This window comes from Pseudomonas sp. 2(2015), from assembly GCF_000955865.1.
Taxonomy (GTDB): domain Bacteria; phylum Pseudomonadota; class Gammaproteobacteria; order Pseudomonadales; family Pseudomonadaceae; genus Aquipseudomonas.
On record NZ_JYOF01000003.1, the window covers coordinates 778,863 to 793,194 of the forward strand.

Genomic DNA, 14,332 nt, shown 5'->3' on the forward strand with positions numbered 1-14,332 from the left:
ATCACCAGCAATCAATGGGCGAAAATCGAACCGCCCTGCTTGCCCGCCATTTTTTCCGGCTTGATCAGGAACCGCGCCAGTGCCGGCAGCAGCCACAACGCGCCGAACATGTTCCACAGCAGCATGAAGGTCAGCATCAGGCCCATGTCGGCCTGGAACTTGATCGCCGAGAAGATCCAGGTGCACACGCCGATGGCCAGGCACAGGCCGGTGAACAGCACCGCCTTGCCGGTGGACTTGAGGGTCTGGTAGTAGGCTTCCTGCAGCGGCAGCCCGGCACGCAGGAAACTCTCCAGGCGGCTGTAGATGTAGATGCCGTAGTCCACGCCGATACCCACGCCCAGCGCCACCACCGGCAGGGTCGCGACCTTGACGCCGATGCCCATGAAGGCCATCAGGGCGTTGCCCAGCACCGAGGTCAGCACCAGCGGCAGGACAATGCACAAGGTTGCGGCAAACGAGCGGAAGGTGATCATGCACATCACCGCCACGCAGATGTACACCAGAATCAGGATGGTCAGCTCGGCCGACTTGATCACCTCGTTGGTGGCCGCCTCGATACCGGCGTTACCGGCCGCCAGGAGGAATTCCAGGCCTTCCTTGTTGTGGGTGTCGGCAAATTCCTGCACCGCCTTGACCGCGCGGTCGAGGGTCTCGGCCTTGTGGTCGTTGAGGAAGATCAGCACCGGCGCCAGCGAGCAGTCGGCGTTGTACAGGCCGTCGGCTCGGGAGATCGAGCTGTTGAGCACGTCCGGGTTGCGCGACAGGCTTTCCCATTTCAGGTTGCCCTCGTTCATGCCCTTGATCATCTGCTTGGACACGGTCACCAGGGAGATCGCCGATTGCACCCCCTGGGTGTTCTCCATCTTCCACATCAGCTCGTCGATCGGCGCCATGGTCGAGTGCACCGAGCAGCCTTCGGTCGGGGTCTTGACCATGACCACCAGCACGTCGGAGCTGGTCGAGTAGTTGTTGATGATGAAGGCGTTGTCCTGGTTGTAGCGCGAGTCCGGACGCAGCTCCGGCGCGCCCTGGTCGAGGTCGCCGATCTTCAGGTTCTGGCTGTACCAGAGGCCGCCACCGAAGGCCAGCAAGGCCAGGACGATGGACACCGGCGCCACCTTGGCGCTGGCAAAATTGGACAGCAGGCGCCAGAACGGATGCTCGCGGGTGGCGTCCTTCTTGCTGCGCTCGATGGCCTTCTTGCTGATGCCGACATAAGAGATGGCGACCGGCAGCAGGATCAGGTTGGTAAAGACGATTACCGCCACACCGATCGAGGCACCGATGGCCAGCTCGCGGATCACGCCGATGTCGATGATCAACAGGGTGATGAAGCCCACGGCGTCGGCCAGGATGGCGATCATCCCCGGCAGGAACAGCTGGCGGAAGGTGCGCCGGGCCGCGGTCAGGGCGTTGTCGGCATCACTGGACTGCAAGGCGATGCCGTTGATCTTTTGCACCCCGTGAGAGATGCCGATGGCGAAGATCAGGAACGGCACCAGCATCGAGTACGGGTCAAGACCGAAGCCCACCGCATGCATCAGGCCCAATTGCCAGACCACCGCCACCAGGGTGGTGATCAGCACGGCGATGGTGCTGCGGATACACCAGGTGAACCAGTACAGCAGCACCCAGGTGATCACCAGGGCGATGCCGAAGAACATCGCCACCATCATCAGGCCGTCGATCAGGTCACCGACCTTCTTGGCGAAGCCGACGATGTGCACCTTCACGTTGGGGTTCTGGGCCTGGAACTTGTCGCGGATCTTCTCTTCGAGCTGATGGGAGAATTGCTGGTAGTCGAGCTTGATCAGCCTGCCCTGGTCCTGCGGGTCGGGGTAGGACTCCAGCAGCGGGATGTCGATGATGCTCGACTTGAAGTTGTTGGCCACCAGGCGCCCGACCTGCCCGGACTTGAGCACGTTGTTGCGCAACTGGTCGAGGCTGTCGGCCGAACCGTCGTAGGTCTGCGGGATCACCTCGCCGCCGGCGAAGCCCTCTTCGGTCACTTCGGTCCAGCGCACGCTGGGGCTCCACAGCGACTTCAACCCCGAGCGGTCGACGCCGGGAATGTAGAACACCTCGTCATGCACCTGACGCAGGGTTTCCATGTAGTCCTTGCTGAAGATGTCGCCGTCGGTGGCCTCCACCGAGATGCGCACGGTGTTGCCGAGGTTGGCCAGGTCGTTGCGGTGTTCGAGCATCTTCTCGATGAACGGATGCTCGAGCGGGATCATTTTTTCGAAGCTGGTGGACGGACGAATCTGCGTGGCCTGCCAGAACAGGAACACGCTGACCAGCAGGCAGATGAGGATCACCACCGGGCGGTTATTGAAGATCAGGCGCTCAAGCAAGGTCGCCTTGTCCTGATGGTGTTGCTGCTGGTTCATGTTGAACTGCTCCTGACGGGTCATGGCTGCACTCCTTCGGCGCCCTGGGCCGAAGCCAGGTGCACGCCACCCTGGCCCACCAGCACCAGGCGCCCTTCATTCAGCCCGCTGACGCCGGCCAGGGCAATGCGATCGGCCCGGTTGAACACGCTGAAGCTCTGACCGTCGTCGCTGCTGCGCAGCACGCTGCCGCCATTGCCCACGAGTACCAGGCTGCCATCATCGAGAAGCGTAGCGCTTGCCAGACCAAATTCGAGGTTGCCGCGCGCGGCTTTCAATTTGATCTGTTGCCAGGTGTCGCCAAAATCGCTGGAACGGTAGAGGTTGCCGCGCAAGCCGTAGGCCAGCAAAGTGCGTGGCTGGGCGGTGCCGGTGACGCCGAACAGCGAGCCTTCATAAGGGCCTTCGAGCTTTTCCCAGGTCTGGCCGTCGTCGCTGGAGCGGAACATGCTGCCCTGCTCGCCAACGATGAACAGGCCGGTGTCTTTTACCTCGGCGATGCCGTTGAGGTGGAACTGGTCATCGTTATGCAGCCGATCGCCGACATCGTTCCAGTGCTTGCCACCGTCGGTGGTTTCCAGCAATGCGCCATAGGCGCCCACGGCGATGCCGTGCTGGGTGTCCTTGAACCAGACATCGAGCAGCGGCGCTTCACGCGCCAGGTCTTCGAATTGTTTGCTCCAGGTGGCGCCGCCGTCGGTGCTGGCGAGGATCTGCGCATCGTGGCCGACCGCCCAGCCGTGCTGGTCGTCGACAAAATAGACAGCGGTGAGCAGTTGCCGGGTCGGCACCTTGGCCTGGGTCCAGGACTTGCCCTGGTCATCGGAAAACAGGATATGGCCGCGATCACCCACGGCGACCAGGCGTGCGCCGGCCTTGGTGACGTCCAGCAGCAAGCTTTTTACCGCCTTGGACGATTGGGTGGAGTAGTCATCGGTTTGCGCGGCTGCGGCTTCGGCCGTATTGGCCCACAGCCCGATTGCCAAGACCAGCAAGCCGCTGGCGGCCAATGCCCAAGGGCGATTGCCGGCTTTACGCGCAGCAGCGCCGAGACCCGCCATGACAGGCTCAGTCATAGATCTATCCCCCGTTTATTGTTATTTGGGTCAATCTATATGCAGGTACTGCAAAAACCGTGTTCCAGAGCCCCGCAATAGCTGAGAGCCATCCTATCGGGGTTTGCAAAGGGCTGACAACGAACGGGACGTTATCTTTTGTTAAGCGCAGGATTTGCGGGGAAGCAATCGCGGGTCAAGCCCGCTCCCACACTAAATGTGGGAGCGGGCTTGACCCGCGATGAGGCCATCAGGCCAGACTTTTGCTCACGACTTCATACACATCGCTGGACAGCGAACCACTAGCCAGAATCCGCTCCAGCTCGCCTTTCATCAACGCCTGACGGGCGCTGTCGTATTTGCGCCAGCGGGTCAGCGGCGCCAGTTGCCGCGAAGCGATCTGCGGGTTGAGGGCGTTGAGTTCGATCACCAGGTCCGCCAGGAAGCGATAGCCCGAACCATCGCCGGCATGGAAGTTGACCAGGTTCTGCCCGGCGAAGGCACCGATCAGGGCGCGGACCTTGTTCGGGTTCTTCATGGTGAAGGCCGGGTGCTGCATCAGCGCCTTGACCCGCGCCAGGCCGCCCGGCAGGGTGCTGGCCGCCTGTACGCTGAACCATTGGTCCATGACCAGCGGGTTGTCCTTGAAGTGCTCGGCAAAGCTTTCCAGGGCCTTGGCCCGCTGCGTCTCGAACGGCGAGTTGACCAGCACGGCCAGGGCGGTGAGGCGCTCGGTCATGTTGTCACAGGCGTCAAACTGCTCCAGGGTTGCAGCCAGCACTTCGGGCCGGGCGCTGAGCATCAGGTACGAGAGCACGATGTTCTGCAGGCTGCGACGGGCAAAGTGCTCGGCTTCGGCAACGTACTCGGTGCTGCGCGATAGCGCGCGGTTGGCCTGGTAGCGTGCGTTGAGGGCATCGAACAGCTGCTCGGCGATCTGCTTGCGGGCGAACTCGCGGGCGGCGTGGATGGCATCGACGTCAGCCACTTCGCTGATTTCGGTGAGGTAGGCTTCGCTGGGCAGCGAGAGCATCTCGGCGACCATGGCCTGGTCCAGCTGTTCGTTGGCCAGTACCGTGCCCAACGCGGTCACCAGGCGCTGGTCCAGCACTAGCTTGGCGCCCTGCTGGTGCTGGGCGATCAGTTCCTGCAGCACCTGTACCGACAGTTGCTGGCCGGCTTCCCAGCGATTGAAACCATCGCTGTCGTGCTGCATGAGGAACATCAGCTGGTCGCGGTCATACGGAAAGCTCAGCTTGACCGGGGCACTGAAGCCACGCAGCAAGGAGGGCAGCGGCTTGGCAGCGATGCCTTCGAAGGTGAAGGTCTGCTCGGCTTCGGTGACCGACAACACCCGCGAGGTGCCGTCTGCTGCCGCTTCACCTTGCAGGCGCAGGGCAATGTCGTTGCCCTGGGCATCGAGCAGGCCCAGCTCCACCGGGATCACGAATGGTTTTTTCTCGACCTTGTCCGGGGTGGCCGGGCAGCTCTGACGGAACGTCAGGCTGTAGGTCTGGGCAGCACTGTCGTAAGCCTCGCTGACTGCCAGGCGCGGCGTGCCGGCCTGGCTGTACCAACGCTTGAATTGGGTCAGGTCGACGCCGTTGGCGTCTTCCATGGCCTTGATGAAGTCATCGCAGGTCACGGCCTGGCCGTCATGACGCTCGAAGTACAGGTCGCTGCCTTTACGGAAACCCTCGGCGCCCAGCAGGGTGCGGACCATGCGCACCACTTCCGAGCCCTTCTCGTAGACGGTCAGGGTGTAGAAGTTGGAGATCTCGATGAAGCTGTCCGGGCGCACGGCGTGGGCCATGGGCCCGGCGTCTTCGGCGAACTGGTGGGTGCGCAGGTAGGCGACGTCCTCGATGCGCTTGACCGTGCGCGAGTTCATGTCGGCGCTGAACTCCGAATCACGGAACACCGTGAAGCCTTCCTTGAGCGACAGCTGGAACCAGTCACGGCAGGTCACGCGGTTGCCCGACCAGTTGTGGAAGTATTCGTGGGCGACCACCGCCTCGACCCGCTGGTGCGCAGCGTCGGTGGCGGTTTCGGCGCGGGCCAGCACGCAACTGGAGTTGAAGATGTTCAGGCCCTTGTTTTCCATGGCGCCCATGTTGAAGTCGTTGACCGCGACGATCATGAAGATGTCCAGGTCGTACTCGCGGCCATAGACTTCCTCGTCCCAGCGCATGGACTTCTTCAGGCTGGTCATGGCGTGCTGGCACTTGTCGATGTTTTCCGGCTCGACATAAATGCGCAGGGTCACGTCACGGCCCGACTGGCGGGTGAACTTGTCTTCGACGCACCACAGGTCACCGGCGACCAGGGCGAACAGGTAGGCCGGTTTCATGAACGGGTCTTCCCAGGTTGCCCAATGCCGGCCATCTTCCTGCGGGCCAGTACCGACCGGGTTGCCGTTGGACAGCAGCACCGGATAGCGATGCTGCTCGGCGATCACCGTGGTGGTGAACTTGCTCATCACGTCCGGGCGGTCGAGGTAGTAGGTGATCTTGCGAAAACCCTCGGCCTCGCACTGGGTGCAGAACATGCTGCCGGACTTGTACAGGCCTTCGAGGGCGGTGTTGCGCTCGGGGTGGATCTTCACGCTGGTGTCGAGGGTGAAGGTCGCAGCCTTGGGCTGTACGGTCAGGTGGCTGTCATCGAGCTGGTAGTCGCCGGCGGCCAGGGCCTGGTCGTCCAGGGCGACGCTGAGCAGCTCCAGCTGCTGGCCGTCGAGCACCAGCGGCGGCAGGCCGGCACCCCGGGCCGGATTGCGGCGCATGACCAGTTGCGCGTGGACCAGGCTGTGGTCCTCGAACAGTTCGAAGGTCAGGTGGGTCTCGTCGATCAGGTATTCGGGGGCCTGATAGTCCTTGAGGTAGATCACTTGCGGCTGTTCGGTACGCATGTGGCGGTCCTTTTTTACTGATGCACGGCGAGCTGGTACGCCGTGTATTTGCGAATATTGATCACGCCGGTATCGAAGATCAGGTACTGGCCCTTGATGCCCAGCAGCGTGCCTTCAGCCACGGGGTTCTTGTCCAGGTTAAAGCTGACGATCTTGCTTGGGTAGGCCTCGACCGGGTAGCGGATTTCCAGCACTTCACCATCGTTCAACGGCTGCACGGCCTGTAGGCCGAATCGCGCCTGCAGGGCAGTCAGGCCCTCGGCGCAGCTGTCGAACAGTTGATCGCGCACGGCAAGCAGGTCGACCGCCTCGGCATCGCCCTTGAGCAAGGCGCGCCAGTTGGTGCGGTCGGCCACCTGGCTGCGGAACAGGTCTTCGACCAGCCCCGACTGCTGGCGGGTGGCAACGCGCACGATCGGCAGCGCCTGGCTGGCGCCCTGGTCTAGCCAGCGGGTGGGCAACTGGGTCGCCCGGGTAATGCCGACCTTGATGCCTGAGGAGTTGGCCAGGTACACCACATGATCGGTCATGCAGAACTGCTCGCCCCACGAAGGTTCGCGGCAGGTGCCCTGATCGTAGTGGCATTTTTCCGGAGCCATGATGCACACGTCGCACTGCGCAAGCTTGGTCATGCACGGGTAGCAATAACCCTGGCTGAAGCTGGTCTTGGTCTTGCGCCCGCAGTGGCTGCAATGGATGGCACCGAGGTATTCCAGGCGCAGGGTCTTGCCGATCAAGGGGTTGACCGGCACTTCCTGCTCGCCCAGACGAAAAGCGTACTGCACCACCGGCGCATCGAGACGCGCCGACATTTTACTGATGGAGCCGCGGCCGAGTTCGATCAATGGATCGCATCCGACTTGAACAGGATGTTCGGCACCGGTGCCGACTTCGAGGCGCATTCCTGCGGGCCCATGTAACCGGTACGCTGTTCTTCCGGCAGGTTCTGCAGCTCCCAGGCGATCACCGCCTGCAGCGACAGCTCTTTCTGCTCGGTGGTGAGCTTGCGCCCGTCTGCCCATTTGCCCAGCTCTACCGCCAGTTTCAGGCTCTGGTAGATTTCCGGGGTGATGTTTTCAATCATTTGCGCAAAAGTGGACATAAGGTCTCCCAAAATCAAGCGGTCAGTTTACGCCGGGCCAGCGCCCCGCCCAAGAGCCCGCTGAGGCAACCGACCAACAGCCCGCCGACATGGGCGGCGTTGGCGATCTGGCCGAAGCCGAGCAGGCTGATCAAACCGGACAGGCACAGCAGCAGCCACACCAGCATCATCACCAGCACGCCGCGCGGCATGCGATACACCGGGTTGGGCGCCAGCCACTGGTACAGCCAGATGTGTCCGAGCAAACCGTAGAGCACCCCCGACAAGCCGCCGAACAGGCTCGGGCCGCCAAACAGGTACTGCGCCGCGTTGGACACCAGGCTGAACAGCAAGGTCAGGCCGAGCAGGTTCCATGGCCCCTGGCGCAGTTCGATGCGCCGGCCCAGTTCCCAGTACCAGAGGCCGTTCATGGCCAGGTGGAGGATGCCGAAATGCACCAGCATCGGCGTGAACAGGCGCCACCACTGGCCATCGGCAAGGCTGGCGGCCAAGGGGGTGAAGTACAGGTAGTCGCCCTGCACGCGAAAATCGAGGAAGGTCAGCCAGCTCAAGGTCGCGAAGTTGTCGCCAAGGCCAGTAAGGCCGGCGACGATCAGGCACAGCAGGAGGATCGCCGCCGTGGCCTTGCTGGCGCGCAACTGCTCGCCGATGCTCGGACGCGCCGGCGGCGCCAGGGCGGCATCGGCCGGCAGTTCGAACTCGGCATTGCCCTCGGGGAAACGCTGGTAAAGCTGGCGTACGTCTTCGGCGAGGTTCTCGGCCACCCACAACACCTGGTCACCGCCCTCCTCGCTGACCCGGTGCGGCACCTGCAGGCGCCGCAACAGGCCGACAAAGCCGCTGAGATCGGTACTCAACGGCATGCGTAATACCACCACTGCAGTCATTGGCTGGCCTCCGGCCGGTCGACATCAACCCAGACGAACTTGCGCGGGTCGATGCGGGTTTCAGCATCCAGGCGGTAAGCGACCAGTTTGCCGTACAGCACCGCACTGTAGTCCAGGCAGGCCAGGTTGGCGCGGATCGGCGCCGGCTTGCCGCTGCGCCAGTAATGGCCGACGAACAGCATCGGCTCGTCCTCGCTGTAGCGCAGCAAGGCGTTCTTCTGGCTGTGGCTGAGCGGCGCACTGGCCACCTGCTCGGGCAACGCATCGGGCTGGAAGACGATATCGCCGTAGGTCTGCGGGTCTTCTTCCCAGAACTTGGTGCGGAAAAACGCCCGGGTCAGGCCGTCGCCGCCAGTCAGGGTCAAACCGTCCGGCAGGCGCATGTCGGTGCCGCGCAACAGGCGGTTGCAGACTGTGGCGGCAAAGCTCTCAGGCACTGCCGAAGCCTGGATGAAATGCTCGTCGATGTGCCCGTCCGGGTACTGCTGGCGCAACGGGTCGATCAGCCGCGCATCCCAGCAGGCATGCACAACGCGAAAACGCCCGGCGTCGATGAACAACGGCAGTTCGTAGAACCACTCGAGAAAGTCATGCCAGTCGCCTGGATGCTGTTCGAACTGGGTCAAGGTTTCGTAGATCAGCCGGCCGTGGCGCGGGGTGTGCTCGCGCACGTAGTGCTTGCCGCTCTCGGGCAACGCCGGGGTGTTCCAGCCCAGGGCGTTGTACTCGTGGTTGCCCATGATGCAGTGGGCCTGGCCGGCCTCGACCATGTCATGGACGATGTGCAGCGCTTCGCGAATCCGCGGGCCACGGTCGATGATGTCGCCAAGGAACACGGCCTGGCGCGACGGATGCCGCCAGACGCCGCCCTGGCGCTTGTAGCCGAGGGCGTCGAGCAGGCGCTCGAGGGTGTGGGCACAGCCGTGCACGTCACCGATCAGGTCGAAACTGCGAGCGGGATCGAGCATCACTCGCCTCCACCACCCAGGCGGCTGCCCCAGCCGAGCTTGGTCCGGCATACCTCGTAGTAATTGTGATCCAGCGGATGGATCAGGCGCAGCTTCTGCGGCTTCTTGTTGACCGTGATGGTATCGCCAGGCGCGCAGGTGAAATGGTTCTGGCCGTCGCAGGAAATCTGCGGGTAGATCTGCAGGTCCTTGGACACGACGATCTTCAGCTCACTGTTGCCGTCAACCACGATCGGCCGCCCCGACAGCGTGTGCGGGTACATCGGCACGATGACGATGGCGTCGAGCTTGGGGTGCATGATCGGCCCGCCCGCCGACAGCGCGTAGGCGGTCGAGCCGGTCGGCGTGGCGACGATCAGGCCGTCGGCCTTCTGGCTGCAGACGAACTGGCCATCGATGTAGATCTCGAACTCGATCATTCGCGTCGACTTGCCCGGGTGCAGCACCACATCGTTGAGGGCGTCGCCCTGGCCGATGGCTTCGGCGTGACGGCGCACTTCGGCCTGCAGCAGGAAGCGGTTTTCCACCAGGTAGTGGCCGTCGAGCACCTCGGCGACTTTGACCTCCAGCTCATCGGGGCGGATGTCGGTCAGAAAGCCCAGGCTGCCACGGTTGATGCCCAGTACCGGAATGTTGTGCCGGGCCAGGGCGCGGGCGGCGCCGAGCAGGCTGCCGTCGCCACCGACGACGATCACCAGGTCGCAGACCTCGCCCAGCAGCTTGCGGGTCGAGGTTTGCAGGCCGTGGCCGGGCAGGACTTCGGCGATGGTGTCCTCGAGGATCACGTGCAGATGCCGCGCCAGCAGGAATTTTTTCAGTCGGCGAATGGTATCGAGCACCTGGGAGCTGCCCAGACGTCCGATGATACCGATATTGCGAAATTGCTCCATGGGGCTCCAGGGCTCTGCGGCGGGTAAAGAGGCGATGCTCGCCAAAGAGTTCGATTATGGGCGAAAGCGCCGGGCAGCGGCAAACGCCGGAGAAATTCAGCAAGCGCGCAGGCTGAGCGGCTATGCTCGCAGAATGAACCCGTTCCCCAGCCTGACCGACCTGCCCCGCCAGTTGCGCCAGCCCCAGGTGCGCGACCTGGCCTGGGTGATCCTGGCGCCGCCGATGCTGCGCGACACGCCGTGGCCGCAGCGCCACCCGCTGGCGGCCAGCCGCTGGGTAGCCGAGCCTGAACAACTGCGCCAGTGGCTGCTGGCACAAGACCGCGACAGCCAGGTCCTGCTGCACTGGCTGGCCCAGGCCAGCACCCGGCGCCTGGGTTTGTACTACGAACGTCTATGGCAGTTCGTCCTCCAGCATGCCCCCGGGGTGACCCTGCTGGCTGCCAACCTGCCGATCCGCAATGGCGGGCACACCCTCGGCGAGCTGGACCTGTTGCTGCGCGACAGCGACGGTGTGCACCACCTGGAGCTGGCGATCAAGCTGTACCTGGGGCCGCAGAACGGCACGGGAGAGAACCCGGCGCAGTGGCTGGGGCCGGGTTGCCATGACCGCCTGGACCGCAAGCTTGCCCACCTGGCCGAACACCAGTTGCCGATTTCGGCGCGCGCGGAAAGCCGCGAAGCGCTGGCGGCGCTGGAGATCGAGCAGTTCAGTGCGCAATTGTGGCTGGGCGGTTACCTGCTCTACCCCTGGCCGGGGCAGGCGCAAGCGCCGCGTGGGGCCAACCCGCAGCATTTGCGCGGGCTCTGGTTGCATCAGCGGGACTGGGCAGCGTTCCGTGCCCAGAGTGCACCTGGTCGCTGGCAGCCATTGCCGCGCCATGCCTGGCTGGCGCCGGCCTGTTACCCGGCGCAGGACTGCTGGTCGGCACAGCGCTTCGAGACCTGGTTGCAGGCGCTGGACCCACTGGCGCCAGCGCAGTTGCTGGTGCGGCTGGTCGAGGGTGAGCGTGGCGAGTGGGAGGAAGCCGAGCGGTTGTTTCTGGTCTCGGACTTATGGCCGAACCTGCCAGGGTGACGGGTTTTACGCCTGCTGCGCAGGCGATCGCTGGCAAGCCAGCTCCCACAGGTTCGGCGTGCGCAGATCCACTGTGGGAGCCGGCCTTGCCGGCGATGAAGCCAGCCCTAAACCACAGTCAACCGCAGCGCCAGCGCCACCAAGGTCAGCAGCAACACCGGCAGCGTCAGCACAATCCCGACCTTGAAGTAATACCCCCAGCCAATCTTCACCCCCTTGCGCTCCAGCACATGCAACCACAACAAGGTCGCCAGGCTGCCGATCGGGGTAATTTTCGGCCCCAGGTCACTGCCGATCACGTTGGCGTAGATCATCGCTTCCTTGACCACCCCGGTGGCGGCACTGGCATCGATCGACAAGGCGCCGATCAGCACCGTCGGCAGGTTGTTCATGATCGACGACAGCACCGCGGTCAGCAGCCCGGTACCCAGCGCCGCACCCCACACCCCGCCGCTGGCGAATGCGTTGAGCCAACCGGCCAGGTAATCGGTCAGCCCGGCGTTGCGCAGGCCATAGACCACCAGGTACATCCCTAAGGAGAACACCACGATGTGCCAGGGCGCTTCTTTGAGCACCTTGCGCGTGGAAATCCTGTGCCCGCGTGCCGCCACCAGCAGCAACACCAGTGCACACACCGCCGAAATCGCGCTGATGGGGATGCCCAGCGGCTCAAGGGCAAAACAGCCGAGCAGCAGGATCGCCAGCACCAGCCAGCCGGCAACAAACGTCGCCGGGTCTTGCACCACGCTGCGCGGCGCATCCAGTTGCAGCGGGTCGTAGTCTGCCGGGATATCGCGGCGGAAGTACCACAACAGCACCGCCAGGGTTGCCGCCACGGCAACCAGGTTGACCGGCACCATCACCGCCGCATAACGGTTGAAACCAATACCGAAGAAGTCCGCAGAGACGATGTTGACCAGGTTCGACACCACCAGCGGCAAGCTCGCGGTATCGGCAATAAAACCTGCGGCCATGACAAAAGCCAGGGTCGCCGCCGGGCTAAAGCGCAGGGCCAGGAGCATGGCCACCACGATCGGGGTGAGGATCAGCGCCGCGCCGTCGTTGGCAAACAACGCCGACACCAGTGCCCCCAGCAGTACGATGAAGCAGAACAGCCGCTGGCCACTGCCGCGCCCCCAACGCGCCACGTGCAGCGCCGCCCAGGCAAAAAAGCCAGCAGCATCGAGCAACAGGCTGATGATAATCAGGGCAATGAAGGTGCCGGTGGCGTTCCAGATGATCTGCCAGACCACCGGGATATCGCTCCACTGCACCACCCCGCAGAGCAACGCCAGCAGCGCCCCGCCCGTGGCACTCCAGCCAACGCCCAGGCCACGGGGCTGCCAGATCACCAAGGTAATGGTCAGTAGGAATATCAGCGATGCCATCAGCATGAAGTACAAGCCTTGTAGAAATGGGGCACAAGCGCCGGATTCTAGCGACAGATCAAGGCCTGCGTGACCAATTTCTGCTGCAATGGCCGGGTAATCGGCTGGCAAGCGGTTACAGTTAGCTGACTGCGCCACAAGAGCGCGGACTTCGACCTGATGATGAGGAATACCCATGACGTTGAGCCAAAACCAGGCCCGCTATGGCGGTCTGTCGATTGCCCTGCACTGGCTGATGCTGGTGCTGCTGGCGGCGGTCTACGCCTTTATCGAACTGCGCGGCATGTTCCCCAAGGACAGCGCCGAGCGCGCGCTGATGAAAGACCTGCACTTCATGCTCGGCCTGACGGTATTCGTGCTGGTCTGGCTGCGCCTGGCCCTGCGCCTGGGCCGCCCGACCCCGCCGATCATTCCGGCGCCGCCGGCCTGGCAGACCGGCCTGGCGCACCTGATGCACCTGGCTCTGTACCTGCTGATGATCGGCCTGCCGCTGGCCGGCTGGCTGTTGCTCAGCGCCGCCAACAAATCGATCCCGTTCTACGGTTTCGAGCTGCCGGCGCTGATCGCCCCGGACCCGGACCTGGCCAAGTTCATCAAGGGCTGGCACGAGCGCATCGGCACCTGGGGCTACTGGTTGATCGGCCTGCATGCTGTTGCCGGCCTGTTCCATCACTATGTGCAGCGCGACAACACCTTGCTGCGCATGTTGCCACGCAATAACTAGGCGAACCCGCGGCGGCCCTGCAGGCCGCCGCTGTGTAAAAAGATCAGCCGGGTGCCGGCAGCAAAAGCCCCCGCTTCGACTTCCCGGCGCAGCGCCAGCAAGGCCTTGGCGGTGTACAGCGGCTCCAGCGGCATGCCCGTTTCAGATTCGCAGTCGGCCATAAACGCCACCAACTCGTCATCGACCTTGGCAAAGCCGCCACGGCAGGCCTCATGCAGCCTGTAACCTGCCTTGCCAACCAGTGTTTCGACAGACTCGGGCACGCCGTGGTCCAGCGGTACGGCCAGGGCGCCATGCACCTCACGCCGGCCCGCCTCGGCCAACACCAACCCGGCCAGGGTGGTGCCGGTGCCGGCCGCCAGCCACCAGCCGTGGTAATCCGCCCAGCCCAGCGCCGCCAACTGCGCTTGCGCCTGCTCGACGATCAACGCACAGCCCTTGGCACCCAACGCCCCGCCACCGCCTTCGGCGACACATTGCCACCCCGGATAAAGCGCCTGCCACGGCTGCCAGAACCCCGGTTGATGACGCTCGCGATAACCGCCATACCCCAACCAGTGCAGCTGCATGCCAAAAGCTTGCAGGTCGCGCACGGTCGGGGTGTCCTGGGCATGGCCACGCAACAGCCCGGCGGTAGCAAAGCCGAAGCGCTTGCCCGCCGCCGCCAGGGCATGCAGGTGATTGGAATGGGCGCCGCCAAGGCTGATCACCCCGGGCGCCCCTTGGGCCTGGGCGACTCGCAGGTGCTCGAGCAGCTTGAACCACTTGTTGCCACTGATCAGCGGGTCGATCAGGTCCAGGCGCAACACCGCGAGCTCCACACCATGAGGGCGTAGCCAGTTCAGCGGCAAGGGTTGCAGGGGCGCGAGAGGAAGGTCGTCGAAATTGCCAATCATGGGCGGGGCACAACAGGGCTGCCAGGGCAGCGCAGTGTAACAG

The 14,332-nt window shown here is 63.8% G+C and carries 12 protein-coding genes; 2 read left to right on the forward strand and 10 right to left on the reverse strand.

Annotation, left to right across the window (positions count from 1 at the left end; translation table 11 throughout):
- Window positions 1–11: 11 nt before the first annotated feature.
- The 8 genes from UB48_RS06425 to UB48_RS06460 all read right to left on the reverse strand — a co-directional run bounded on the left by UB48_RS06425 (window position 12) and on the right by UB48_RS06460 (window position 10,203).
- Window positions 12–2,393 carry an RND family transporter gene (locus UB48_RS06425; protein ID WP_093387402.1) on the reverse strand — a complete coding sequence of 794 codons (2,382 nt, stop codon included), beginning with the start codon at window positions 2,391–2,393 and terminating at the stop codon, window positions 12–14.
- Between the two features lie 20 nt (window positions 2,394–2,413).
- Entirely contained in the window at window positions 2,414–3,469 is a 1,056-nt protein-coding gene (locus tag UB48_RS06430; protein WP_082075400.1) for a YCF48-related protein, read from the reverse strand.
- Between the two features lie 229 nt (window positions 3,470–3,698).
- Entirely contained in the window at window positions 3,699–6,356 is a 2,658-nt protein-coding gene (pepN, locus tag UB48_RS06435) for an aminopeptidase N (protein ID WP_045195061.1), read from the reverse strand.
- Window positions 6,357–6,370: 14 nt separating this feature from the next.
- Window positions 6,371–7,201 (reverse strand): DUF2797 domain-containing protein, encoded by an 831-nt coding sequence (locus UB48_RS06440; protein WP_045195062.1) that lies wholly within the window; start codon window positions 7,199–7,201, stop codon window positions 6,371–6,373.
- Window positions 7,198–7,458 (reverse strand): YeaC family protein, encoded by a 261-nt coding sequence (locus tag UB48_RS06445; RefSeq protein WP_045195064.1) that lies wholly within the window; start codon window positions 7,456–7,458, stop codon window positions 7,198–7,200. The genes UB48_RS06440 and UB48_RS06445 overlap by 4 nt, the downstream gene beginning before the upstream one ends.
- Before the next feature lie 14 nt (window positions 7,459–7,472).
- Window positions 7,473–8,345 (reverse strand): rhomboid family intramembrane serine protease, encoded by an 873-nt coding sequence (locus UB48_RS06450; protein ID WP_045195066.1) that lies wholly within the window; start codon window positions 8,343–8,345, stop codon window positions 7,473–7,475.
- A complete protein-coding gene (locus UB48_RS06455) occupies window positions 8,342–9,313 on the reverse strand; it encodes a metallophosphoesterase (protein ID WP_045195068.1) in 972 nt (323 codons plus the stop codon). Before UB48_RS06455 ends, UB48_RS06450 begins: the two co-directional genes overlap by 4 nt.
- A complete protein-coding gene (locus UB48_RS06460) occupies window positions 9,313–10,203 on the reverse strand; it encodes an NAD(+) kinase (RefSeq protein ID WP_045195070.1) in 891 nt (296 codons plus the stop codon). The genes UB48_RS06455 and UB48_RS06460 overlap by 1 nt, the downstream gene beginning before the upstream one ends.
- 133 nt (window positions 10,204–10,336) lie before the next feature.
- Between UB48_RS06460 and UB48_RS06465 the strand changes: the two genes are divergently transcribed.
- Window positions 10,337–11,281: a DUF1853 family protein gene (locus UB48_RS06465; RefSeq protein WP_045195071.1), complete on the forward strand. Its 945-nt coding sequence runs from the start codon at window positions 10,337–10,339 to the stop codon at window positions 11,279–11,281.
- A 107-nt stretch (window positions 11,282–11,388) separates the two neighbouring features.
- Here UB48_RS06465 and UB48_RS06470 read toward each other — a convergent pair whose 3' ends face one another.
- Window positions 11,389–12,675: an arsenic transporter gene (locus UB48_RS06470; protein ID WP_045195073.1), complete on the reverse strand. Its 1,287-nt coding sequence runs from the start codon at window positions 12,673–12,675 to the stop codon at window positions 11,389–11,391.
- Window positions 12,676–12,844: 169 nt separating this feature from the next.
- On the opposite strand from UB48_RS06470, the gene UB48_RS06475 reads away from it, so the two are divergent.
- Complete coding sequence (locus UB48_RS06475; protein WP_045195075.1) at window positions 12,845–13,393, forward strand: cytochrome b; 549 nt, start codon at window positions 12,845–12,847, stop codon at window positions 13,391–13,393.
- Here the strand turns inward: UB48_RS06475 and UB48_RS06480 are convergent.
- Complete coding sequence (locus tag UB48_RS06480; protein ID WP_045195077.1) at window positions 13,390–14,289, reverse strand: 1-aminocyclopropane-1-carboxylate deaminase/D-cysteine desulfhydrase; 900 nt, start codon at window positions 14,287–14,289, stop codon at window positions 13,390–13,392. The genes UB48_RS06475 and UB48_RS06480 overlap by 4 nt on opposite strands.
- Between the last annotated feature and the right edge of the window lie 43 nt (window positions 14,290–14,332).